Here is a 26096-nt window from a genome sequence, read left to right as displayed (position 1 = left end):
TATGACTCCAAATATCTCAATTGTAGTACCCGTTAAAAATGGTATAGCAACATTGCCTGCGTTTATAGAAGGTGTAAAAAAACAAACACATTTCAATAATGTAGAGGTCGTTATTATTGATTCTGCAAGTACGGATGGTTCTGTAGCGTATCTTTCTCAATTTAGTTTTGTTAAAGTTATTTCTATCGACCCTAAAACGTTTAACCATGGTGCAACACGTAACCTTGGAGTAACATATACGCAAGGAGAATTTATTGTAATGACGGTACAAGATGCTACACCTACAGATGCGTTTTGGTTAGAAAAAATGTTGGCACATTTTAAAGACAAAGAGGTTATGGGTGTTTGTGGTCAACAAGTAGTACCACATGATAAGGATAAGAATCCGCACGAGTGGTTTAGACCACAATCTAAAGGCGGTGCAAAAAAAGTAAAGTTTAAAAGCAAACAAGAATTTTTAGACTTATCACCAAAAGAACAACGCCAATGTTGTGGTTGGGATGATGTTAATGCCATGTACAGAAAACAAGCGCTTTTAAATTTACCTTTTGAGCCTTTAGTGTTTGGAGAAGATATGCTTTGGGCAAAAATGGCATTAGAGAAAGGGTATACCTTGGTTTATGATACCACAGCAAGAGTGTATCATTATCATTTTCAATTCCCAACTTATACGTATAAACGCGTTTTAATCTCAAAATTATTTATTTATAAATGTTTTAATTATTTCGATGATAGAACCTATTCTTATAAGGATTATGCACTTGTGGTATATAGAAATTTTAAGTGGAAATGTGCACCGAAATGGATAACGCATAATTTTAATTTAATAGCCAACCACAGAAAAGCAACACATACATTAGCTACCGCCATTAAAATGAATAAGATTGAAGCGCTAGAGAAAGAACTAGCTGTAAATATTCCACAAGGAACAACGAATAAAACTTAATCACTATATGAACTTTGACAAATATTCTTATGTGATTAAGCATATAAATCTAAAAACACTTTATTTTAATTTTAAATATTTGCCATTTAAAACGGCACTAAGACTCCCTTTTTTCATTTCAAGAAATGTATATTTAAAAAAGGTCGACGGTGAAGTTGTAATCAATACTAGAATAAGGACAGGAATGATTAAGATTGGTTATGGTGATGTTAGTATTTTTGATAAAAAAAAAGATAGGACAATTTGGAAACTTTCAGGAAAGGTAATATTTAATGGGAATACTGATATTGGTCATGGTTCTTGTTTGTCTATCAGTGGTCTGCTAGAATTAGGTGATAATTTTAATATTACCGCAAAGTCATCAATAATCTGTTCAACAAATATTAAGTTTGGAAATAATGTGTTGATCTCTTGGGAATGTTTGTTCATGGATAGTGATTTACATAGAATTAAAGATGAGAATGGAGTTGTTATTAATAGCCCAAAGCCAATTATAATAGGCAGAAATGTATGGATAGGATGTAGATGTACACTTTTAAAAGGAACCAAAATAGCAGATAGTTCAATTATTGGAGCTGGTTCTATAACCACAAATGACATTTCTGAAAAATCAGGTCTTTTTGTAGGTAGCCCTCCAAGATTAATTAAAAAAAATCTAACATGGGATTAAATGTAAATAAACATAATGTGCTAGTTTCCGTATTAATGACGGTTTATAACCGTGAAAAATATATAGCAGAAGCTATAGAAAGTGTTCTAAATAGCACGTATCAAAACTGGGAGCTTATTATTGTAGATGATCAATCTAAAGATAATTCAGTAACCATTGCAAAATCATACCAAGCTAAGGATTCTAGAATTAAGGTGTATGTTAATGAAAAAAATTTAGGAGATTATCCCAACCGTAACCAAGCCGCAGCATACGCAAAAGGGAAGTATCTTAAATATGTGGATGCTGATGATAAAATTTATCCACACGGATTAGAGTTGTTGGTGTATTATATGGAGCAGTTTCCAGAAGCGGGTTATGGCTTATGTTCATTGCCCCAAGATAAACTACAACAATTCCCATTTCAATTAAGTACCGAGCAGGCGTACCAACGTCATTATTTTCAACAGCCATTATTTCATAAAGCGCCGTTAAGTGCAATCATTAAAACAGCAGCTTTTAATAGCATTGGTGGTTTCACAGGTAAGCAACATTTAGGTGATTTTGAAATGTGGCACCTGTTATCACAAGAATTCCCTGTAGTCTTGATGCCACACGGGATTGCTTGGTACAGAGAACACGATGATCAACAAATGAATGCTAATAGAACGGACCCATTTGTGCCATTTAAGTATTTGTTAATAGCAGATGTTCTATTGATTGCAGAAAACTGCCCATTAAATAAAGTAGATAGACAAAAGGCATTAGAAAAAAATAATAGAAAGAAAAGCAATGCAATTATATCGGCTATAAAACACCATTCTATTAAAAAAGCATTACAAATGCAGAAAAAAAGTGGTCTGTCATTTTATTCTGTTTTAAAAAATAAATTCATAAAATGAAAGTGATTTTTATACTAATAAAATATACTATTCAAAAGTGGTTAAGAATAGGGTATTGGCTATTTAGGCTTTCTAAGGCGAGTTTTGGGTGCAAACCTAATCTTTCATTTCCAATAAAAATGGAAGGAAATGGTAAAGTGTTTATTGGTGATTTTGCTGTTCTTAAAGAAAAATTAAATATAGGAGTAGGGAATAAAGCCAACTTAACAATTGGAAATAATTGTTTGCTTGAAGAAAGGGCTACTATTTTAGTTCAGAAAAGTATAAAATTTGTTATTGGAGATAATTTTAAACTTGGAGCCGGAGCAAAGTTATACGTAAATAATAACTGGCATTTTTCAGATGATGTAAAAATTGAAACCAACTGTTGTGTATTTGCAAGAGAACCAGATAATTGCGGTTTGTTGATAATTAATAAAGGCTCTCGGATTGGTGACTATACTATAATTGATGTCGTAGATGATATTTCAATCGGGGAAAATGTAGCTATAGGACCAAATTGTATTATATATACCCATGATCATGTGTACACAAATAGAAATGTGCCTGCATGGAAAGGAGGTTTAGTAAAAAAACCTATAATAATTGAAGATGGTGCTTGGATAGGTTCAGGTGTCACTATTCTTCCTGGTGTAATAATCGGTAAAAGGGCAGTTGTAGCGGCAGGCTCAGTAGTGACAAAAAATATAGAGGCAGAATCTATTTATGGAGGTATTCCTGCTAAGTTTATAAAAAAAATATGAATCAAAAAAAAGTGTCCATAATTATTCCATGTTTTAACGGATTTCCGTTTATAAAGGAGACGTTAGATAATGTTTTTGGACAGACGTATAAAAATATAGAGGTTATTATTGTAGATGACGGTTCAACAGATGGTACGCTAGATTTTTTACAAAGACTAAAACAGCCCAATTTAATTGTAAAGTCTAACCCTAAAAAGGGAGCTTGTGCAGCAAGAAATTATGGACTGAGTTTGGCAACAGGAGACTATATTCAGTTTTTAGATGCTGATGATCTTTTGGATCTACACAAAATAGAGACACAACTTGAGCTATTGTTCAATACTGAAAATAAGGTGGCGGTATGTAGCACACGTCATTTTTACGAAAACCCTCAAAATGGTGTAGTTACAGATACGCCGTTTTTATTTTCTTCCAATAAACCACAGGATTTTTTATTGAAGCTTTATGGGGCAGATGGACAAAATCATAATATGGTAGCGCAGCATGCTTGGTTATCGCCTAAATCAGTTATAGATAGTGCAGGGCTTTGGGATGAAAACCTTATTAAAGACCAAGATGGCGAGTTTTTTTGTAGAGTGATTATGGCATCTCAAGGTATTTGCTATGCTCAGAATGTGCTTTGTTATTATAGAAAACACAGGCAGAAATCTAACATCTCAGGCGGTAAATCTAAAAATCATCTTTTAAGTCAGTTCAATGCGCTAAACTCAAAAGCAGACCAATTGCAGCTTGCACGGGATACAGAGGCCTACAAAAATGCCATGGCTTTGCAATATAAGCTCATAGCAATAGATGCTTTTCCAGAATACAAGGATGTTTATGCTAAAAGTATAAAGCTTTCTAACGACTATGGAGGGTCCAATTACGTTCCAGTCTTGGGAGGCAAATTAGTTGAATTTTCAAAAACAACATTAGGATGGAAATTTGCTAAATTATTTCGGTTATTTTTGCATAAAATTAAAGGAGCTGTTAGTTGATTTATAAATTGAAATGTGTTGTTTTTTAAGAATGCATATTAAAAATAATCTTATTCCGTAAACTGTCATTTTGAAACAACCACATTTACTATTTATTACCACCTCTAGTCTAGCGGCCAATCCACGTTTGGTAAAAGAATTTGAGGCCCTTAAAAAAGAATTTAAGTGCTATGTAATAAATTTTAAACATCAAGACTGGACTTTAGAGCTTACGGAAACTATAAAAAGTAGAAATCCGGAAGTCCATTTTATAGAAATAGATAGAAAACTAGATGTTATTCAAACGATTTATTGTAAAGTGTTGCAAAAAATAGCGATACTCTTAAATAATCTCTTTCCTAAAAGTTTTAAAATTTGTGCATGGGCCAGTAATGATAAAGCAGCGCAGTTATGGTTTGTTGTAAACAATCTCAGAAAGACAGTTAGACCTTCTCGTGTTATTGCCCATAATTTAGGAGCTTTTTATCCTGCGGTTAAGCTATCGGAAAAGCAAGGCGTGTCATTACAGCTTGATATTGAAGATTATTATCCAGGGGAAGCCTTATATTTTAATAAAAAACATGAGCAACAAAACCGTATGTACATCATGGCTCATAGTTTTTTAGAAGCAAATAGCATTACCTATGCTTCTGAAGGCATTAAACTAGAATGTCAAAAGCATTTTAAGGTAGAAAAACAAACAGAAGAAGTTACCATTATTAATGCCTTTAAGGCCACTGATTTTGTCGCGCCTAAAAGTGTAGCGTCTAATAAAATAAAATGTGTTTGGTTTTCACAACATATAGGTCCAAATCGTGGTCTCGAACAGGTTGTTGAAGCAGCGAAAAAATTGGATAATGTTGAATTTCATCTTATCGGTAATAATAATCAGGGTTTTCTAGATACTGCAGAAATTGGTGAGAATATCATATTGCATGATATTATGGAACAATCAAAATTACATGGATTTTTAGCTGCTATGGACATAGGATTGGCTTTAGAACCTGGTAAAGATTTAAATAATATAATAGCATTATCTAATAAAATTATCGCCTATACGCAATCTGGCCTTTATGTATTAGCTACAGATACTTTTGGTCAATCACAATTTTTAAATGCCTTAAAATATAATGCAGGGAAGATAATGACCTCTACTTTAGCGGAAACGCTTCAACAAGTTGATACTACTATATTATCGCAAAATAAGAAGATTGAGCGTTGGCAAAATGCCAAATCATTTTCATGGGAAAATGAACAGCTCAAATTAAAGCAATTACTAAAATGAAAACGGTTTTAATCATATATCCACATTGGGTGCCCGCTAATTTAGCAGGAGTTCAACGTCCACGTTTAATAGGTAATTACCTTAAGCAATTTGGATGGAAACCCTTATTACTTACGGTAGATGCTGAGTATTATGAGGAAACTCCTGATCCACATATCGCCAAAACAGCTTCTGAAGATATCGAGGTAATCTATACAAAAGCTTATAAGGTTGGGAAGCCGAGAATAATTGGTGATATTGGTTTGCGTGCATTTCCTTTTCTCAAGAAAGAAGCCTTGCGCATATGTATGGAACGTAAAATAGATTGTATATGGATTCCTATTCCTTCATTTTATACAGCAGTTTTAGGCAGAATTATACACAGCAAAACAGGAGTTCCTTATGGAATAGACTATATCGATCCTTGGGTTAGAGACATTACTAATCAAAATGATACAAGGGCAAAATTGAGTCAGTCTGTGGCAAGAACCTTAGAGCCTTATGCGGTGAAAAAAGCAGCATTTATTACAGGCGTTTCTACACCATATTATTGGCCAGTGATAGAACGTAATTTTAAGAGACCACCTGTACATGCAGGAATGCCTTATGGTTTCGATCCTAACGATCACAAATTAAAATTAGAAGGTTTAAAAATGCCATGGGATGCTATTGCAAATTGTAAACCTTGGATATACGCAGGTGCATTTCTACCTAATTCACATCTTTTTATGGATTGCTTTTTTAATGCCATTAATACATTAAAAGATCAAGGAAATTGGGACGCAGATATCAGGTTGTTTTTTATAGGTACAGGTCCTTATCCTGCAAAACGTATTACGGCATATGCCGCAGATTACGGATTAGAAGATATAGTTGTAGAACAAAGAGAGCGACAACCTTTTTTAAATATTTTAAACTATTTATCTCATGCAGATCGTGTGATGTTGTTTGGGAGTACAGAGCAGCATTATACAGCATCCAAAACATTCCAATGCTTGCTAAGTGAACGTCCAGTATTTACTATTTTACATGCAGAAAGTTCTGCAGTCAAGGTTATTCAAGATGTAAAAGCTGATGCCTATCTGGTACCTTACCATGAAGGCGATACAAAACCTAAAATTGTTAGCACTATAACAGATGTTTTAATTGAATTTCAAAAAGATAATAATTGGTCTCCAGAGTTACAATCTTTAGATCAATACTCATCTAAACAATCAGCTAAAGTATTAGCTGAAGTGATGGATGACGTTTTAATCCAATAAATAAATAGAAATCACTTTGAAAAAATTAGCAATAGTTACCACGCATCCCATACAGTATTATGCACCTTGGTTTAAATTAATGGCACAACGTGGTAATGTTGAGATTAAAGTTTTTTATACGTGGTCACAAGCGTCAGAAATTGTAAAAGATAAAACATTTGGTAAAGATATAAAGTGGGATATTCCATTATTAGAAGGTTATCATTATGAGTTTGTAGAAAATATTTCTAAAGATCCAGGAACACATCATAAAAATGGAATAGATTGCCCAGAACTGAATTATAGAATTAAGGACTGGCAACCAGATACCATTTTAATTTTTGGTTGGTATCTAAAAAGTCATTTAAAGGCTATGAAATTCTTTAAAGGAAAAATTCCGGTTTGGTTTAGAGGTGATTCTACATTATTAGACGACGTACCAGGAGTGAAGCAAGTTTTAAGGAAGTACTATTTAACTTATATTTATAGGTACATTGACAAAGCATTTTATGTTGGGACCCAAAATAAAGCGTATTTTAAATCTGTAGGATTAAAAGAGGACCAATTAGTATTAGCACATCATGCTATTGATAACGAACGATATTACGATTCTGAAGAAAAGAATTATGAAAACTCAGCTTTAGTTTGGCGTAAGGAACTAGGGTTTAATAAAGATGATTTAGTAGTTTTATTTGCTGGTAAATTTGAATCTAAAAAACAACCCGATTTTTTATTAAAAGCCATACAACGAGTAAATAAAAAATTACAGCAACCCTTAAAATTAGTATTGGTTGGTCACGGTCCATTAGAAGATGAATTAGAATTATGGTCAAAAAACGATTCTAATATTAAGATGATACCTTTTCAAAATCAGAGTAAAATGCCAATTTTATATCGACTAGGTAATGTGTTTTGTTTACCATCTAAAGGCCCAGGCGAAACTTGGGGATTAGCAGTTAATGAAGCAATGGCTTCATCTAGACCAGTGATTGTATCAGATAAGGTGGGAGGAACAACAGATATGCTTGTAAGTGGCTATAATGGGTTCTCCTTTAATCATACTAATCAGAACGAACTAATGGGTATTTTAGAAAACTTATCGTTGCGCAAATTGGAAGCCATGGGAAAAAATGCAAAGGCGCACGTTAATAACTTTACAATGCTTAAAATTGTTGAAGCTCTAGAAAATGAAATTTAGGAGATTCGATCATTCAAAGTTTTTAGAAGAATGGATATGTGGTCTTACATAGGTGTTGGAATGGTTGCTTTTGTCGCTTATTGTTTTGTTAAGCGATTGGGCAAAGGCTTGCCTGTGATAGAGCTTATGCTACTTATTGCGGGTTTACAATGGGTTATTGGGCCCATAATTGAATATGTCTCACCTTCAACGCATTGGAAATACTATATGTATGTAGAAGAATCTGAGTATATGGCATTCGTGGCACCTGCTTATGCAGTGTTTTCCATCATTATTCTTTTAATAATTAGAAAAACAAAACGATTTCATTTCGACGTAGAGGTTTTGAGGGAATATTCAGGGTATGGTTTAATTATATTCTTCATAGGTGTTGCTTTTGATGTTTTTAGTAATGTCTTGCCCAGATCATTAGGTTTTTTGATTTTTATTTTGTCAAATTTTAAATATGTTGGAGCTATTATTTTATTTTATTCTGAAAATAAGAAATTAAAAAGAATATTTTATATCGCTATCCTTTACTTATTGCTTAATTCTATATTAAAAGCGCTTTTTCACGATTTTATCTTGTGGACTGTTTTCTTCTATATGTTTTGGACATTAAAATATAAACCTACCATCCCAAGGATTTTATTGACGTTTGTGTTGGGCGCATTGTTTGCATCAACCTTACAAACGATGAAATCTGCTTATAGAATGCAGGTGTGGAATAATTTTTCAGGAAATAAACTGGAGCTATTTGTAAACCTTATGATGGATTCGTTTTTGGTAGATGAAACGTCTTCGGATGAACTAGATGACGGTATAGACTCAAACGTTAGGCTTAATCAAGGTTGGATTATCAGCGCCGTATTAGATAATATTCCTAATAATCAAGACTATCTAAATGGTATGACCGTTAAGGATGCGGTATTTGCGTCTGTTCTACCACGATTTTTAAATCCGAATAAGACCAAAGCTGGTGGGCAGGAAAATTTCGCACTTTTTACTGGACTTTCAATAACTAACGATGTGTCAATGGGTATTAGTATCGTTGGCGAAGCCTATGGTAATTTCGCCCATTTTGGTGGCATACTTTTTATGGGGTTTTGGGGATTGTTTTTAGGAAGGGTATGGCTATTTTTATTTGCTAAAATTAGGCAGAACATTATTTTTATTGCATTTGTTCCACTGATTTTTCTGCAAGTAATTAAAGCAGAAACAGAATTAGTAGTAGTCTTAAACCATTTGGTAAAATCTATGATAGTGGTTTTCATATTTATATGGTTTGCTAAAAAATACTTAATGTGGAATTTTAATAAATGAAAGAGACCATCACTTATATATTTAGAAAACCAGATCCAAAATTCAAAAGTATTGAAGGTGTTTTTAACCACATTAAAGCAATGATTGGTCTACAGACAAAAACATCCACAATGCATCTTAAATCATTAGGAGGAGGACTTAGTACCTTATGGTCTAACGTATCGACGTTTAAAAGAGATAAGGACACCATATATCATATTACAGGAGACGTCCATTATATGGCTTTAGTTACAGGCAAAAAGACGGTGTTAACTATCCATGATGTTAACTCGATTTTAAAAAGGGATGTTATAAAAAAACTGTATTTAAAGTTGTTTTGGTTTTGGTTACCCGCAATATGTGTAAAACGTATTACCGTAATTTCAAATTTCACTAAACTGGAACTTGAAAAAATTATACCATTTGCCAAACATAAAATAAGCGTAGTTAATAATCCTGTGAACGAATTATTCGCTTTTAGTGATTATAATTTCAACCAATCACAGCCTAGAATTTTATTGATAGGCACCAAACCTAATAAAAACTTGGAGATGGTTTTAAAAGCGCTATCTACCATTCCTTCCGAAATAGTACTAATTGGTAAACCGACAGATGTACAAAAAAAATTAGTAGCTACCTTAGATTTAAATTTTGAATCACGCTTCAATTTGTCAATTAATGAAGTCGTAGAAGAATTTAAAAAATCTGATCTATTGTGTTTTGCTTCTACCTACGAAGGGTTTGGTATGCCTATAATTGAAGCTCAGGCAGTTGGGAGACCAGTAATAACATCTAACTTAGGCGCTATGAAGGAAGTTGCGGCAGACACTGCGTATTTAGTAAACCCACATGATTTAAACTCTATAAGACTGGGAGTTAAGGAAATAATTGAGAATAGACCATTAAGACAGGATTTAATAAAAAAAGGCTTACAAAATGTGGAACGTTTTAAGTCTGAAAACGTCGCAAAGGAGTATATGCATATTTACCGAGATGTCAGTTCCGGTAATTGAAATTTGTTTAGGCCACAATAACACGTAAAATAATAGTATAGCGTTAAAATCAATATGAAATTAAAACTTTGGATATTTATTGATTGGTATTTACCAGCATATAAAGCTGGTGGACCCATACAATCCATTGCCAATTTGGTCAGTCGATTAAAAGATGAATTCGATATCAGTATAATTACATCGAATTCAGACTTAGGTGAATTATTAGACTTAGATCCAAAATCCCTGAATACATGGGTGAAAAAAGACGGATATCAAGTGATGTATTTGGATGCTGAACATCAAACTAAGAAGTATTTAAAAAAACTTTTTAAAGCCCATACCTTTGATGCTGTTTATTTTAACTCCTTGTTTTCCGTTAAGTTTACAATACTTCCGTTTTGGCTTTTAAGAAATGAACCTGTTAGAAGAGTTTTAGCGACTCGAGGTATGTTAGGTGCAGGAGCACTAGCCATAAAACCTTTAAAAAAGAAGCTTTTTTTAGGGTTTATTAAACGCCTGAATCTACATAAAAAAGTAATATGGCATGCCACGGCCCAAAGTGAAATTGATGAGATTAAAATGCATTTTGGAACAGGTAGAAAAATTATATTAGCCCCAAATCTTTCCGCAATAACCCACAATAACTTTTCGGAAAAAAATAAAATAGAAAATCACATTAACATTTTTTTTCTCTCACGTATATCCTATAAAAAAAATTTAATTGGAGCACTGGATGTGCTCTCAAAAATTCAATCAAAATATAAGGTTCAGTTTCATATCATTGGCCCAATAGATGATAATGATTATTGGCAAAAATGTGAAGTGAAGATAAAAGAATTGCCAAAAAATATTAGTACAAATTATCTTGGTGCTATTCCAAATGGTGAATTATCAAATTATTTATCTAAAGAGCATCTATTACTGTTGCCAACGTTTCATGAGAATTTTGGGCATGTAATTATGGAGTCTTGGCAAAATGGTTGCCCTGTAATTATATCGGACCAAACACCTTGGCGAAATTTAAAAGATGATAAGTTAGGGTATGATCTTTCTAATACTAGTGAAACTGATTTTATCAAAGCCATAGAGCATTTATGCGGTATGTCTCAAGATGAGTATAACAAGTGGTCAAAATCGGCGTTTCATTTTGCTAAGACATTTATTGAGAACCCGAAGGTATTAGAACAAAATAAAAGCTTATTTTTGAACGCTTAAAATACTTAAAATGAAACGAATTTTAGTTACTGGTGGTGCTGGTTTTGTTGGCTCACATCTCTGTGAACGCTTACTGAAGGAAGGGAACGAAGTCATATGTTTAGATAACTATTTTACCGGATCCAAACAGAACATTGAACATCTAATGGATCATCATTATTTTGAATTGGTGCGTCATGATATTATCAATCCCTATATGATTGAGGTCGATGAAATTTATAACCTAGCATGTCCTGCTTCACCAGTCCATTATCAGTATAACCCGATTAAAACCATTAAAACATCTGTAATGGGCGCTATTAATATGCTAGGTTTGGCCAAGCGTGTAGGCGCAAAAATATTACAAGCGTCTACTAGCGAAGTTTACGGAGATCCTACTGTACATCCACAACCGGAGAGTTATTGGGGCAATGTTAACCCTATAGGCTTACGTTCTTGCTATGATGAAGGTAAGCGGTGTGCGGAAACGTTGTTTATGGATTACCATACGCAAAATGAGGTCGCTATTAAAATTATTAGAATATTCAATACCTATGGGCCACGCATGCACCCTCAAGACGGACGCGTAGTTTCTAATTTTATAATGCAAGCTTTAAAAGGGGATGATATTACCATATTTGGAGCGGGAAATCAAACACGGAGTTTCCAATATGTGGATGATCTTGTAGAAGGTACAATACGTATGATGGAAAGTAGAGATGGCTTTGTTGGGCCTGTGAATATTGGAAATCCAATAGAATTCACCATGTTGGAACTGGCCGAAATAGTAATAGAATTAACGAATTCAAAATCAAAAATTATTCATTTGCCATTGCCTCAAGATGATCCTATGCAACGTCAACCCGTTATTGATTTAGCGAAAAAAGAATTGAATGGATGGGAACCAAAAGTGCATCTAAGAGAAGGTTTAGGCAAAACAATTACCTATTTTGATGGACTTATAAAATCGAACAAGGCGTAGACATAGAAAATCAATCTTCAGTTTTGAAAACAGATTTATCTACATATAATAATAGTTGGTATACTCCAGGCTCTAAATTCAAGCGGATGCTCTGGTATGTGATAAGTTTGCTCTTTTTTGAAGGCGGTTGGAATATCTCTTCAGGATTAAAAATAGTCCTTTTAAGAACCTTTGGAGCCAAAATAGGTCAAGGTGTGGTGATCAAACCTAGAATATCAATTAAATACCCTTGGAAACTTCAAATAGGAAATTATTGTTGGATTGGAGAGAATGTTTGGATAGACAATCTTGATCAAGTAACTATTGAAGATCATGTTTGTATTTCGCAGGGAGCGCTTTTGATATGCGGTAATCATGACTATAAAAAATCAAGTTTTGATTTATTTGTAGCACCTATTTCTTTGAAAGAGGGGAGTTGGGTCGGAGCTAAATCTATTGTATCTCCTGGAGTGACCTTAAATAGCCATGCGGTTCTTAGCTTAGGATCCGTTGCTACCATGGATTTAGAGGCCTATGGTATTTATAGTGGAAATCCTGCAACTAGAGTGAAAACACGTAAAATTGAACAACCATAAAATGAAAGTTTCTTTAATAACGGCGACATACAACAGCGAGTCAACCATAAACACTTGTATGGAATCTGTCCTTAATCAAACCTATAAGAATATTGAATATATAGTAATAGATGGTGTTTCTAGTGATGGCACTTTAAGTTATATAGAGGAAAAGTCTAAAGCATATCCACAAATCATATACAGTTCAGCTAAAGATATGGGTATTTATGATGCATTGAATAAAGGCATTGAAAAAGCCACTGGAGATATCATTGGTTTGGTACATTCTGATGATTTTTTAGCAGATAATAATGTCATTGAAACTATTGTTAATACGTTTAAAAATGAAAACGCTGATGGTGTTTATGGTAACCTTCATTATATTGCTTTTGAAAATACGGATAAAGTAATTAGAAACTGGGTGGGTAAACAATTTAGACCTAAGCTTTTAACACAAGGTTGGATGCCAGCACACCCAACGCTTTATTTGAAAAAGGATGTTTACGAAAAATATGGAACTTTTAATCTTTCTTATAAAATAGCGGCTGATTACGATTTTATTTTACGTATATTTAAACAACCACAACTTAAATTTTATTACCTACCCAAAACGATTGTAAAAATGAGAGTAGGCGGCGCCAGTAACAGAAGTTTAAAGAATATTATTCAAAAAACTAATGAGGACTACCGAGCTATTAATGCAAATGAAATTGGAAGTTGGAAGACTATACTTATTAAAAATGTTTCAAAATTGAAGCAGTTTATATCCTAAACTTTAATTGGATTTCATAAATCCAATAGAAGGTATTTATGTTTATTTTATGCATCTTTGCAGAGCAAAACCTTAAAAAGTAGCGTCAGAATTCATGATAAAAGAATTACTTGAAAATTTTAATCCATTAGATTACATTGGATGGCTAGTTCTTATTGCATCTACCATATCCTTTGTGGTGTCATTTTCTAGTTATCCGGCCATTATTTTAGTGGCATTAAAGAAAAATTTAATGGATAAGTCAAGTGATAGAAGTAGTCACAAGGGTACAGTTCCTAATTTAGGTGGTATTGGAATATATTTGAGTATCGTGGTTTCAATTACAATTACAGGCGCAACCTTAGATACTAAAATCTTACTGTTAATCTTAGGTGGCATAACCATTTTATTCTTTCTAGGTTTAAAAGATGATATTTTAATTTTATCCCCACGCAAAAAGTTCATAGGTCAATTGTTAGCGGCTTTTTTATTAATTGTGTTTACAGATACACGTATCCATGGCTTATCTGGGATTTTTGAAATTACGATAATGCCTTATTGGCTTTCCGTTTTATTTACACTCTTCGTCTATCTTTTAATTATTAATGCTTTTAACCTTATTGATGGCGTAGATGGGTTAGCAGGTATGTTAGCGTTAATGGCATCTTCTTTTTTTGGCATTGTATTCTATTTATATAATGATATAAGTATGTTAGTTTTGGCCGCTTCGGCTATTGGTGCACTAGTTCCATTTTTGGTTTTTAATTTTTCAAAACGAAGAAAAATGTTTATGGGAGATTCGGGCTCAATGATTTTAGGCTTTATCATTGCTGTATTTGCCGTAAGGTTTATTGATGCTTCAGAAGGTTCTGGTTCAAGTCTATTCCATACATCTTCACCGATTATTAGTGTGGCTATATTGTTTTTTCCATTATTGGACACCTTAAGAATTTTCTTTATAAGAATAGTGGTTCATAAAAAAAGTCCTTTTTCGGCAGATAACAATCATTTGCATCATCGCTTTTTAAGCTGTGGTTTTTCACATATTCAAACAACTGCAACCATTGTAAGTATAAATATTGTTTTAATTTTTATTTCTTACTTTGGCAGAAACTTGGATATCAACTGGCAATTGTTACTATTACTTGCTTCTGGAGCTATATTGTACTCCTTGTATTTTCTTTATGATTGGTTAAAGGGAAGATAGTTTTATAGAAAGAATAACATAATTTATAAGCTCCATTAACTAATGCTTTGTGAAAACTAATATTGCACTTATATTTGTTGCTTTACTAAACACTTACGAATGTCAAAGTACTTTTATTGTCTATTATGCTGCGCTCTAATATTTTCGTGCACAAGCAAAAAAGAAATTCTTTATTTACAAGATGCGGATCAATATAACAAGAACGAGATTGTTTATTCAAGTTCTATTATTCAACCGAACGATGTATTGCGTATTAACGTCAGCGCATTGATACCAGAATCGGCGATTCCTTATAATAAATCCTCCAACAACACTTCTGGTAATAGTTTAGAATTAATGCAGTTGGAGGGTTATTTAGTTTCTGAAAAATCAACAATCAATTTCCCAATTTTAGGCGTCTTGTCTGTGGCAGGAATGACAGTTCAGGATTTTTCTAAGTTTCTTATACAGAAATTAGAGGATGAAGGTCACTTAAAAAACCCTACAGTAGAGGTAAGACTAGTAAATGCTAAAGTGACAATTTTAGGCGAAGTTAATGGGCCTGGAACCTATACTTTTGCAGAGCAGAATATTACATTATTACAGGCTCTAGGTTATGCAGGTGATTTAACTATTAATGGTAAGCGTGAGGACATAAAAATTATGCGATATGAAAATGGAGTCCAGCATATAGCGCATATCGATTTAACATCAGCTGATTGGTTAAACGGGCCGTATAATTTTATTAAACCCAATGATACCATAATCGTTGATCCTAATAATCCAAAAGTAAAAAGTGCTGGTTTTATAGGTAATGTGGGAACCCTACTTTCCGTAGTTTCAATTCTATTTACTACCGTCGTTTTAATCACAAAATAAGATGAATCAAGCTCAAGAAAACAACTACCAAAAAAGCAAGGATCAAGGGGAGTTTATAAAAGGCGAGTTCCGTAAATATTTGAGCTATTGGTATTGGTTTGTTTTAGGCGCCATATTAGCATTTATTGGTGCCTACATATATTTAAGATATACACCCAAGGTCTATACTGCCGCTGCCAAGATAAAAATATTAAATAAAACAAAAGGTTTAGAAATGCCATCGTCTGCATTTATATTTAACCGTTCTAATATTAATCTTGAAAATGAAATTGAAATTCTTAAGTCCTATCGGATTATAGAAAATGTAGTAGATCGATTGGATTTAACCATGCGATTTTATGAAGAGGGGAATGTTCTGACGACGGAAATCAATCATTTACCGTTTAATATTATCAAGACCATTAGTAACGATAGTATTTATAATGGATTTGCGTATAGAATTGATGTAAAACCTGAGTCATTTGAAGTAACGTCGTCAGGGACTGGAAAAACCTTCGTATTTCCAGAATTTAATACCACTAAATTTAATCACAATCTTCCTTTTGAGTTAAGTTTAGATAACCGAAATAATATAGGAGAAATTAGTGGCAAGACTTTTATTGTAAGGTTTTCATCGGTTCAAAGTGTAACAAATGCTTTAAAAGGACGAGTAAATATAAGTATGCTGGGTAAAAACAGTGATTTACTTCAATTGAATTATACAAGTCAGAGCAAGGCTTTAAACGAACGTATTCTTAACACGTTAATTGAGGTATTTAATGATGACGGCATCAGTGATCGTCAGGACGTTTCCAGACGCACAATAGAATTTATAGATAAGCGTTTTGCTCTTTTAGCTAGGGAATTAGATTCTATAGAGGTTGGCATCAAGGATTATAAGCAAAAAAACAACTTAATTACATTAGAGTCAGATGCAGAATTGGGTATCACTCAACGTACCTTATCTGAAGAAGAATTATTTGAAATAGATAGGCAATTGATGGTATCTGATCTTCTTAAAGAAACCATTGAGACACCTAATCCTGATTCAGGGTTATTACCAGCAAATATAGGAATCGATAATACGAGTATAAATGGCTTAGTTGATAATTACAATGCACTCGTTTTTGAACGTGATAATTTAATTACCAGTGCAGGTGAAAATAATCCTAACGTCATCGTTTTAAATTCTAAATTGAAAGACGTCAAATCTAATATTATAGCTTCCATTGATTCTTATTCTAAACAATTGAGCGCTTCTAGAACACAATTGATGCGTAAAAATAAGCGATTTTCTTCTCAAGTTTATAGTTTACCTGCTAAGGAGAAAGCAATGGCAGACATCAATAGACAACGTGAGATTAAGCAAAGTTTATACCTTTTTCTTCTTCAAAAAAGAGAAGAATCGGCAATCAATCTAGCAATTACGGAACCATCCATAAAAGTGGTTGAATATGCTATTTCTAACGGAACTCCAATCTCACCTAATTCTAGAAACACCTATTTATTGGCAATTGTAATGGGTTTAGCGGTTCCATTCGGAATTATTTATGTCTTTTTACTGTTAGATACTAAAATAAAAGGAAGAGAAGATATTAATCATTTAAATTCTAAGGTGCCTATTGTTGGAGAGATTCCGAAAATAAAAACAGGCCAACTTATTTTCAAGGATCCAGAAGATAATTCTGCGTTAGCTGAGGCATTTCGGATTTTAAGTTCTAATGTGGACTATTTACTTCCACCCAGAAATGATGGAAAAGGAAAAGTTATTTATTGTACATCTACCATCAAAGGAGAGGGTAAAACCTACATTAGCCTGAATTTATCCTTAGCCTTATCAAGTATAAATAAGAAAGTTTTACTAATTGGTGCAGATCTAAGAAATCCACAGATTCATGTACATATTCAAGAGGAAAAACATAAACCAGGGTTGTCTAATTATCTTCATGATATCAATTATAATTGGAAAGACGCCCTGATCAATGGTTTTGAAAAACATCCTAACCATCATATTATTTTGTCAGGAAGTATTCCACCTAATCCAGCGCATTTGTTGACTAACGGACGCTTTACAAAACTAATTGAAGAAGCAAAGGATGAGTATGATTATATAATCGTTGATACTGCACCAACAATATTGGTAACTGATACCATGTTAATTTCTCAATTGGCTGATGCCACTATATATTTAGCTCGCGCTAATTATACGGAGAAAAATCTTTTAAAATATTCGAGAGATTTATTTGAATCTGGAAAATTGAAAAACATGGCCTACGTGATTAATAGTGTAGATACCAATAAATCTTACGGTTATGGTTATAACTATGGCTATAACTACGGCTACGGAAGTAAAGAATAATTAATTTATTATTCGGTGATATTTGTCATACTTTCTAAGGGTTTTATGAATTACTTTTATTAGTGAATTATAAAACTACAAGTCATGAAAACTCTAGAACCGATTTCTACAATAATGTCAACCGATATCATTGCGCTCAATAGAGACGATGATTTGGAAAAGGCAGAATTATTATTCAAAAGACATAAAATCAGACATATTCCTGTAGTTAAAGAGGAGGTTGTCATTGGTATGTTAAGCTATACTGACCTGTTAAGGATAAGTTTTGCTGATGCTGTTGATGAAACCGAAACGGAAGTCGATACTTTAGTCTATAATATGTTTACCATAGATCAAGTGATGGTTAAAAATGTAGTAACGGTGACTTCTGATACTACAATTAAGGATGTAGCTAAAATACTGGCAACACAAGAATTTCATGCATTACCTGTTGTAGATAACGGTTTGTTGGTTGGTATCGTCACGACTACGGATTTAATTAATTATTTGTTGAAGCAGTTATAAATCCACGGTAAGTGTCTCTTTTAAGAATTCGCTATACCCTTTAGGGTTTTGATGGTCGACGTCGGATTGTCACTTTTAAAGACATGACTGCCGGCTACAAAAGTGTCTGCACCAGCATCAACCAGTTTTTTGATGTTTTTATCTGTGACGCCGCCATCAACTTCAATACGAGTATCTAAACCTTGGTCGTTTATCATTTTTCGAAGGTTTTTTACACGTTTATAGGTCACATCTTCAAACTTTTGCCCACCGAATCCAGGGTTAATTGACATTAACAAAATCATATAACATTCGGGAAGAATATCTTCTAAAACATTAAGTGGCGTCGTAATATTAAGTACAATGCCAGCTTTGCAGCCTGCATCTTTTATCTGCCTCAAAGTGCGGTGCAAATGAACGGTAGATTCATAATGAACTGTTATGATATCTGCGCCAACTTTAGCGAATTCTTCAATATAACGTTCCGGTTTTTCAATCATTAAATGAACATCCAATGGTTTCTTTGCATGCTTTTTAATAGCTGCAATAATAGGCATGCCATAAGATATATTAGGCACAAAATGCCCGTCCATAACGTCGATATGAAACCAATCGGCAACGCTATTATTCACCATTTCTGTATCACGTTGAAGATTGCCAAAATCGGCGGCAAGCATTGATGGAGCAATTAATTTTGAAGCCATTAAATTTAGTTCTTTTTAGATTTCAGCAAAGGTAAATAAATTATGAAGTTAATGGTCAAAAGTGATTAAAGGTTTTTTTACTTTTTAAGCACGAAGCACGAAGCACGAAGCACGAAGCACGAAGCACGAAGCACGAAGCACGAAGCACGAAGCACGAAGCACGAAGCACGAAGCACGAAGCACGAAGCACGAAGCACGAAGCACGAAGCACGAAGCACGAAGCACGAAGCACGAAGCACGAAGCACGAAGCACGAAGCACGAAGCACGGAGCACGGAGCACGGAGCTTGTATAAAGTTGTAGTGAAAGACGGGAACAGTTTCTTCCCTTCGGGAAAACGGAAGATGGGAGAAGGTTAGGATGGGAAAAAGTGAACCCACGGTAATCAGCCGTGGGTTCTTTCATCAATCAAAAAACGAACAGTTATGTTTGTAACTGTTGTTATCATTATTAGGTTAGTCGCTTATGATGCTCAATTCTTACAATGTTGTCGGTAACTGAGCGCAGTCGAAACTAACCTAAATATGTCTTTAATATTTTACTTCTAGACGTATGCTTTAAGCGTCTGATTGCTTTTTCTTTAATCTGTCTTACACGCTCACGCGTTAAATCGAAAGTTTCGCCAATTTCTTCTAAAGTCATTGGGTGTTGATTGCCTAAACCAAAATATAAGCGAATTACATCAGCTTCACGTGGTGTTAAAGTTTCTAGAGCACGTTCAATTTCAGTTCGTAATGATTCGTGTAATAAATCTTTATCTGGATTTGGTGATTCACCACTACGCAAAACATCGTAAAGGTTTGAATCTTCACCTTCAACTAAGGGTGCATCCATACTGACGTGACGACCAGAATTTTTTAAAGATTCCTTTACATCATTAATCGTCATGTCCAATTCTTTCGCGATTTCTTCCGCAGAAGGTGGTCGCTCATGACTTTGCTCTAAAAATGCAAAAGTCTTGTTGATTTTATTAATAGAGCCAATCTTGTTTAGCGGTAAACGCACAATACGGGATTGTTCTGCCAAGGCTTGTAAAATGGATTGTCTAATCCACCAAACGGCATAAGAAATAAACTTAAAACCACGGGTTTCGTCAAAACGTTGTGCGGCTTTAATTAAACCTAAATTACCTTCATTAATTAAATCTGGTAGTGTTAACCCTTGATTTTGGTATTGCTTGGCAACAGAAACCACAAATCGTAGGTTCGCTTTTGTTAATTTCTCCAAAGCCAACTGGTCACCAGCTTTGATGCGTTGCGCTAATTCTACCTCTTCGTCTGCGGTAATAAGATCTACCTTACCAATTTCTTGAAGATACTTGTCTAAGGAGGCGGTTTCCCTATTGGTAACCTGCTTGGTAATTTTAAGTTGTCTCATTTTATTTTAAGATTTGTGCAATTTACAACAACATGTTGCTTTTATTATACGTAAGAAAGCAACTAAATGTTACACAATAATAATAAAATTTTTAGATTTTCATCTGTTTTACAGAATCAAGGTTGATGGCATCTACAGTTTCATTTGTAAATTTATAATGGCCACGTTTAGTGATTAACCTGAAACGATAAGATTTAATCTGACTTAAGGTGTTTAGAAACAACCACTTAGATTTCAGTAATCTTGGTTTCTTCGATTTTAAACTTAAATCGAAAATATGTTTTCTACCTTCTTTTTCGGCTACAATATCTGGCGTAACATCAATATCACTACCTTTCTTATGATAGGATTTTGGTGTTTCATAGCCTTCAATATCAGCTTTAATATTCGAGTATCCTAAATTTTCGAGATAGGAAATGGATTGATTTAACTCTTCTGCGTACTTCTCTTTGTCTTGTGTTATCATAACCTATATTATAAGGATTTTTATTGAGATATCCAAATTTTTGAGCCTAAATTTTGAAAAACTCAATACTGAAGTCCTAGTGTTATTTAATATACTTCAAAAAAATCAAACGATTTCTAAATCACTTAATGAAATATGGTTCTTAATTTGATTTAATCTGCTAACAATGAAACTATACACGCACCTGTCCATCGCCATAAACATAATATTTATTGGTCACCAATTGGTTTAAACCTAATGGGCCACGATGGTGTAATTTGTCTGTGCTAATTGCCAATTCTGCACCAACACCCATTTGTCCTCCATCTGTAAATCGAGTAGAAGCATTATGGTAAACGGCAGCACTATCCACGTTATGCATAAATTGCATCGCTTCATTATTATCTTCCGTTATAATGGCAGCCGAATGTTTCCCCGAATATTTATTGATAGCATCAATGGCTTCTTCTAAAGATTCCACTTCGCCAATCAATAGTTTTAAGGCTAAAAATTCTTCGTACCATATATCAACATCTGAAATGGTCTCTTTTTGGGATAAAATATCAGATACTTTGTCATCGACAATAATTTCAACCTGATGCTTTTCCAGTTTTTGCTGAAGCATTTTTAATTTCGTTTCATATTCAGGCAGATTTTTATTGATCAATACCTTGTCTAAAGCATTACAACCGGAAATCTTATCTGTTTTAGCATTAATGATCACATTGACAGCTTTGCTCCAGTCTGCATGTTCTGAAACATATAAAAAGTTATTTCCGCGTCCACTCACCAAAACAGCACATGTGGCATGGGTTTTTACAAAGTTGATCAACCGCTCTCCTCCACGAGGGACGATTAAATCTAGTGGTTCCGTCGGGTTTTTTAGAAATTCTTGGGTTTCTTCACGCTTTAGATGCAACAGCTTAATCCAATCCTTGGATAATCCGTTTTCCTCTAAAGCTTCGTGCCAGCATTTTTCAAGAATAAGATTACTATTTAAGGCTTCCTTTCCACCTTTCAATAAAATTTTATTATTGGCTTTAAACGCTAAAACCGCAGCTTCAATGGTAACATCTGGTCGCGATTCATAAATAATAAGAATAGTACCAAATGGTGCTGTTGTATTTACGATATTTAAGCCGTTTTTTAAAGTACGGTTAGATATTTCCTGCCCAACAGGATCATCTTGATCATTTACGGCTTCGACCGCAGCAATCATTTCATCTACTTTTTTATCATTCACAATCAAGCGGTCATAAAGGGCTTGGTCTTCTTTTGTAAAAGCCTCTAAATCTTTTTTATTCGCTTCGATAATGGCTTGTCTTTCACGACCTAAAATCTTTATCATTGATTTTAGGACCTTGTTTTTTATGTCTGTTTGTAATAATTTCATATGTATAAATTTTTAATTGAAGTTTATTTTAGGCACTAATAAATTTGGTACCCACTTCTTTATTATTGATGATATCTATAATTACATTTTCACGTTTGCCGTTGGCAATGTAAGTTGGGATATCTTTATTGGCAGTTCCTTTCGCGATTTTTAATTTTGAAGCCATTCCGCCTCGACCTTCGCCTTCTTTTTTAATGGAAGCTTGAACGTATTTTTCAACATTGTGATGGGTCTTAACTTCATGAATCATTCTGGAGTTTATATCATCAGGATGTCCTGTAAATAGACCGTCTGTATCAGAAAGAATAATCAGTCGGTCTGCGTCCAACAGTTCAGCAACCAAACTCGCCAACTCATCGTTATCTGAAAACATGGACATTGACAATGAAACCGCGTCATCTTCGTTGGCAATAGGAATTACCCCTTCGGACAGTAAACCTTCATAACAATTAATCATATTTTGTCTGTGTTTTCCTGGATCAAAATCACGTTTCGTGGCTAAGATTTGGGCACATCGCATTCCATAATCGTGGAAAATACTATAATAGTGGCGCATCATCCTTGGTTGACCAACGGCCGAATAGACTTGTCTTCTCACAGATTTATCTTTAATATCCGTATCTCCCAACACTTCCATTCCTGCAATTGCAGAGCCAGATGATACTAATACTACCATAATGTCTTCTTCATATAATACGGCAATTTGTCTTACCAACTCTCTAAGCACTGGTCCTAATATTCTATTGTCTTTATTCGTTAGTACGTTGGTCCCTACTTTTACGACTACACGTTTTATTTCTCTATTCATAATTTTTAGTGTCAAGTTGCAGATTTTGAAAACTTAAAAGTTTGTTTCTACTACTTTGGTTATTGTCTATAATTTGAATTATTGAGTTACTGGGCTGTTTCAATATTTTGGCGAATCAACCACAACTTATTTTTAGTCTTCTTTTCCCAATTCCACAGCTCTGTCAAATGCTGCATAGGCCGCATCTTGGATAAGCTGTTTCACATTATTGTCTTCCATTGAGTCAATCGCAGCTTGGGTTGTACCACCTTTCGAGGCTACTTTCTTTATCCATGACTTTGGTGAAATATCATTTTGATTGAACAGTTCAATGGCACCTTCAAAGGTGCTGCTTACCAATATTTTTGAATCGTCTTCTGAAAAGCCCATTTTTTGAGCTGCTTCAAGCATAGATTGCATAAAATAAAAGACGTAAGCTGGACCACTTCCTGAAATTCCAGTTGAGGCATCGATAAAATTTTCAGAATTAACATGAATGGATGTTCCTGTGGTATCTAAAAGATTCCGTACCGTAATAAGCTCAACTTTAGAAACTTCTTTTGATTCTGTATAAGATGTGACACCTTTACCAACTTGTGCAGGTAAGTTAGGCATAGTCCGAATGACTTTTTTAGCACCCAACTTTTGCTGAATGGTGTCTATAGTCACGCCTGCCATGAGCGAAACAAAAATTTGATTATCATTGATCATCGGTTTCATGGCTTCGAACAGACTATCACTGTGGTAAGGTTTTACAGCTATATATACGATATCTGCCTTTGGCAAACAGTCATTTAAAGCATATAAAACTTTAAATCTAACATCTTTGCTAAGACTTTCAATTTTTATTGGGTCAGTATCAAAAATTCTAAGTTTATGCCTACTGAGTAATGACGATTCCGCCATACCTTCCGCGTAGGTTAAACCCATATTTCCTGCGCCAATTACTAATACTCTCATTTTTATATAATTTATTTCACCCTATTTACCGCAAGGACTGTACGGAAGTGCCCAAATAGAATATTGATTTTGAGAATTATGACATTGTGAAATATTTGAGCTTTTCATTGAGGAACTAGTGATTTCTTCAAGTTTTACCTAAGAAAATGGAAATTAGAAAATTTAACAATAGTTGTTATGCTGACAGGCTGTCGGTGACATAATGGAAGTTTCAATAAAAAAACCTATCAAATTTAATGTTGATAGGTTTTATGCAATGTTTTAAAATTAATTTTCTTGCTCTATGTCAACTCACGAGTCAACCAACCTCTTCTGCTGGCTGTTGCAATTGCATAAGGCGTAATCCAGAATAAGGCGAATGTATATAGAATACTATAAGAATAAGCCCAAATACCTTCTGTGGTTTTATATTGACTGGCAAAAAACAGTACTGAAAATGTTGATGCGATTAAAATACTGACCAATGTAGATCCTAAAAATAATAACGGATGTACCAGTACAAAGAATAACATAGAGATCAGTAAAGGATAGCTCATTAATATTTTTAAGAATTGGCTAATAAATAAGATTCGAGTTCCCGTTTTTCCTTTGGCTCTAAAATTAGTGAATACATATTTTCCCATTTCCAGATTCTCTCTTACGTTACTTCGTCCCCAACGAATAAACATTTTATAAAGACCCATATATTGATCTGGTACGTTGGTATATGCTACCGCATTCTTTTGAAATAAAACGTGCTTACCTTGTTTCAATATCATATTGGTCATAGCTCTATCTTCTCCAATATCCGATGCTTTTCCCATAAAGGTTTGGTTGATCCATTCTGGTAAACAGTTATGCACGGCGGTACTTCTGTAAGCTGCTAAAGCTCCAGGCGTACACATAACGGAATTCAAATAACTTTCCGCAGAACGCACAAACTCAAAACTCATTACAAAGCTCACATCCAGCATTTTAGGAAGCATTTCCTTTTTATTGTTTAAGACTCTGATGTTTCCTGCAACGGCTCCACATTGTTCATCTTTAATAAAAGGACTTACTAAATTTCTAAGGGTATCTTCAGTAACAATGGAATCACTATCTACAGTCACGTAAATATCTCCAGTGCCTAAATTAAATCCACGATAAAGCGCGTGACGTTTTCCTTGGTTCTTAGGCTGTTGATAGATGTCTAAACGATCGCCCAATTTATCCTTTGCATCCAGCATCCATGTCCAAGTATCGTCTTTACTGCCATCATCGATAGATATCACTTGAAGTTTATGTTCTGGGTAATTACTATCCGCTAAGCTCATTAATGTATCCCATACTTGCTTTCCTTCGTTATAAGCAGGTACGATTACAGTAACCGTTGGAAGCTCTTCGTCTGAAACGGAATCAATTGGTTTGTATTTAAAGTAATTGTAAGCTTTATAGAAAAAGAAAGAGGCCTTAAAAGCAAATAGGCCAGTTGCCACAACGATAAAAGTATAGCCTAGAGTTGTGCTCGCTTTCGCTGCACGGAATTGTTCAAAATCACTGTGAAAAACAGAGAGAAAATAAATGCCGATAACTAAAAGTAAAAACGAGCTGAATAATACAATTTTATTTTGAGAGCTTTCTGTTTTTGATTTACTGTTTAAAAATAAATTAAGGCCATTCGAGATTTTTTTGGTTCTGCTTTTTGAGGCCGATAAGAGTGAGTTTGAGGAATTTGGTTTTGATGCCATATATTTTATTTGTAAGAATTTTGTTAGACTCATTAATTAAAACAGATGTACGTTGACATTTTAAGTTTAGATTTTTTTTTGTTTTTATTTAACATTAGGAAGTTTAAGTGTTAAAAATCAATATGATTAAATATACAAGATTAGTATTTTATCTATTTAGCAATTTATAATTGCTTATCT

At 34.0% G+C, this 26096-nt stretch carries 25 protein-coding genes; 18 read left to right on the top strand and 7 right to left on the bottom strand.

Going from position 1 to position 26096, the window contains the following annotated elements:
- Window position 1: 1 nt before the first annotated feature.
- The 18 genes from HM990_RS15885 to HM990_RS15800 all read left to right on the top strand — a co-directional run bounded on the left by HM990_RS15885 (window position 2) and on the right by HM990_RS15800 (window position 18563).
- Window positions 2-946: a glycosyltransferase family 2 protein gene (locus tag HM990_RS15885; RefSeq protein ID WP_178990257.1), complete on the top strand. Its 945-nt coding sequence runs from the start codon at window positions 2-4 to the stop codon at window positions 944-946.
- 7 nt (window positions 947-953) lie between these two features.
- Entirely contained in the window at window positions 954-1616 is a 663-nt protein-coding gene (locus HM990_RS15880) for an acyltransferase (protein WP_178990255.1), read from the top strand.
- Window positions 1607-2497, top strand: a complete 891-nt coding sequence (locus tag HM990_RS15875) for a glycosyltransferase family 2 protein (RefSeq protein ID WP_178990253.1) — start codon at window positions 1607-1609, stop codon at window positions 2495-2497. The genes HM990_RS15880 and HM990_RS15875 overlap by 10 nt, the downstream gene beginning before the upstream one ends.
- On the top strand, window positions 2494-3240 hold the full coding sequence (locus HM990_RS15870; RefSeq protein ID WP_178990252.1) for an acyltransferase: 747 nt from the start codon (window positions 2494-2496) through the stop codon (window positions 3238-3240). Before HM990_RS15875 ends, HM990_RS15870 begins: the two co-directional genes overlap by 4 nt.
- A complete protein-coding gene (locus HM990_RS15865) occupies window positions 3237-4217 on the top strand; it encodes a glycosyltransferase (RefSeq protein ID WP_178990249.1) in 981 nt (326 codons plus the stop codon). The genes HM990_RS15870 and HM990_RS15865 overlap by 4 nt, the downstream gene beginning before the upstream one ends.
- A gap of 70 nt (window positions 4218-4287) precedes the next feature.
- Complete coding sequence (locus tag HM990_RS15860) at window positions 4288-5481, top strand: glycosyltransferase family protein (RefSeq protein ID WP_178990247.1); 1194 nt, start codon at window positions 4288-4290, stop codon at window positions 5479-5481.
- Window positions 5478-6722 (top strand): glycosyltransferase family protein, encoded by a 1245-nt coding sequence (locus HM990_RS15855; protein WP_178990245.1) that lies wholly within the window; start codon window positions 5478-5480, stop codon window positions 6720-6722. Before HM990_RS15860 ends, HM990_RS15855 begins: the two co-directional genes overlap by 4 nt.
- A 16-nt stretch (window positions 6723-6738) precedes the next feature.
- Window positions 6739-7899, top strand: a complete 1161-nt coding sequence (locus HM990_RS15850) for a glycosyltransferase family 4 protein (protein ID WP_178990243.1) — start codon at window positions 6739-6741, stop codon at window positions 7897-7899.
- Window positions 7900-7935: 36 nt separating this feature from the next.
- A complete protein-coding gene (locus HM990_RS15845) occupies window positions 7936-9201 on the top strand; it encodes a hypothetical protein (RefSeq protein ID WP_178990241.1) in 1266 nt (421 codons plus the stop codon).
- Complete coding sequence (locus tag HM990_RS15840) at window positions 9198-10193, top strand: glycosyltransferase family 4 protein (protein WP_178990239.1); 996 nt, start codon at window positions 9198-9200, stop codon at window positions 10191-10193. The genes HM990_RS15845 and HM990_RS15840 overlap by 4 nt, the downstream gene beginning before the upstream one ends.
- Before the next feature lie 54 nt (window positions 10194-10247).
- On the top strand, window positions 10248-11390 hold the full coding sequence (locus HM990_RS15835; RefSeq protein ID WP_178990237.1) for a glycosyltransferase family 4 protein: 1143 nt from the start codon (window positions 10248-10250) through the stop codon (window positions 11388-11390).
- Window positions 11391-11400: 10 nt separating this feature from the next.
- Window positions 11401-12351: a UDP-glucuronic acid decarboxylase family protein gene (locus tag HM990_RS15830; protein ID WP_178990235.1), complete on the top strand. Its 951-nt coding sequence runs from the start codon at window positions 11401-11403 to the stop codon at window positions 12349-12351.
- Between the two features lie 86 nt (window positions 12352-12437).
- Window positions 12438-12926 (top strand): WcaF family extracellular polysaccharide biosynthesis acetyltransferase, encoded by a 489-nt coding sequence (locus tag HM990_RS15825; RefSeq protein ID WP_229719286.1) that lies wholly within the window; start codon window positions 12438-12440, stop codon window positions 12924-12926.
- Between the two features lies 1 nt (window position 12927).
- On the top strand, window positions 12928-13677 hold the full coding sequence (locus HM990_RS15820; protein ID WP_178990231.1) for a glycosyltransferase family 2 protein: 750 nt from the start codon (window positions 12928-12930) through the stop codon (window positions 13675-13677).
- Between the two features lie 94 nt (window positions 13678-13771).
- The gene (locus tag HM990_RS15815; RefSeq protein ID WP_178990229.1) at window positions 13772-14863 is read left to right on the top strand and encodes a glycosyltransferase family 4 protein; all 1092 of its coding nucleotides are present in this window, start codon (window positions 13772-13774) and stop codon (window positions 14861-14863) included.
- 99 nt (window positions 14864-14962) lie between these two features.
- Window positions 14963-15721, top strand: a complete 759-nt coding sequence (locus HM990_RS15810; RefSeq protein ID WP_178990227.1) for a polysaccharide biosynthesis/export family protein — start codon at window positions 14963-14965, stop codon at window positions 15719-15721.
- 1 nt (window position 15722) lies between these two features.
- The gene (locus HM990_RS15805; RefSeq protein WP_178990225.1) at window positions 15723-18059 is read left to right on the top strand and encodes a GumC family protein; all 2337 of its coding nucleotides are present in this window, start codon (window positions 15723-15725) and stop codon (window positions 18057-18059) included.
- An 84-nt stretch (window positions 18060-18143) separates the two neighbouring features.
- A complete protein-coding gene (locus HM990_RS15800; RefSeq protein ID WP_178990222.1) occupies window positions 18144-18563 on the top strand; it encodes a CBS domain-containing protein in 420 nt (139 codons plus the stop codon).
- Between the two features lie 20 nt (window positions 18564-18583).
- Here HM990_RS15800 and rpe read toward each other — a convergent pair whose 3' ends face one another.
- The 7 genes from rpe to HM990_RS15765 form a co-directional block, all read right to left on the bottom strand.
- On the bottom strand, window positions 18584-19246 hold the full coding sequence (gene rpe, locus HM990_RS15795; RefSeq protein WP_178990211.1) for a ribulose-phosphate 3-epimerase: 663 nt from the start codon (window positions 19244-19246) through the stop codon (window positions 18584-18586).
- Window positions 19247-19758: 512 nt separating this feature from the next.
- Window positions 19759-20622, bottom strand: coding sequence for a sigma-70 family RNA polymerase sigma factor (locus tag HM990_RS15790; RefSeq protein WP_178990209.1), 864 nt, complete (start codon window positions 20620-20622; stop codon window positions 19759-19761).
- Window positions 20623-20713: 91 nt separating this feature from the next.
- A complete protein-coding gene (locus tag HM990_RS15785; protein ID WP_178990207.1) occupies window positions 20714-21088 on the bottom strand; it encodes a hypothetical protein in 375 nt (124 codons plus the stop codon).
- A 172-nt stretch (window positions 21089-21260) separates the two neighbouring features.
- Complete coding sequence (locus HM990_RS15780) at window positions 21261-22460, bottom strand: glutamate-5-semialdehyde dehydrogenase (RefSeq protein ID WP_178990205.1); 1200 nt, start codon at window positions 22458-22460, stop codon at window positions 21261-21263.
- Window positions 22461-22488: 28 nt separating this feature from the next.
- Window positions 22489-23268 (bottom strand): glutamate 5-kinase, encoded by a 780-nt coding sequence (gene proB / locus HM990_RS15775; protein WP_178990203.1) that lies wholly within the window; start codon window positions 23266-23268, stop codon window positions 22489-22491.
- Window positions 23269-23400: 132 nt separating this feature from the next.
- Entirely contained in the window at window positions 23401-24207 is an 807-nt protein-coding gene (gene proC, locus HM990_RS15770) for a pyrroline-5-carboxylate reductase (RefSeq protein ID WP_178990201.1), read from the bottom strand.
- A 281-nt stretch (window positions 24208-24488) separates the two neighbouring features.
- On the bottom strand, window positions 24489-25916 hold the full coding sequence (locus HM990_RS15765; RefSeq protein ID WP_178990199.1) for a glycosyltransferase: 1428 nt from the start codon (window positions 25914-25916) through the stop codon (window positions 24489-24491).
- Between the last annotated feature and the right edge of the window lie 180 nt (window positions 25917-26096).

It is taken from the genome of Winogradskyella schleiferi (assembly GCF_013394655.1).
In the GTDB taxonomy this organism is placed as follows: Bacteria; Bacteroidota; Bacteroidia; order Flavobacteriales; family Flavobacteriaceae; genus Winogradskyella; species Winogradskyella schleiferi.
This window is presented reverse-complemented; position numbering and strand designations above follow the sequence as displayed.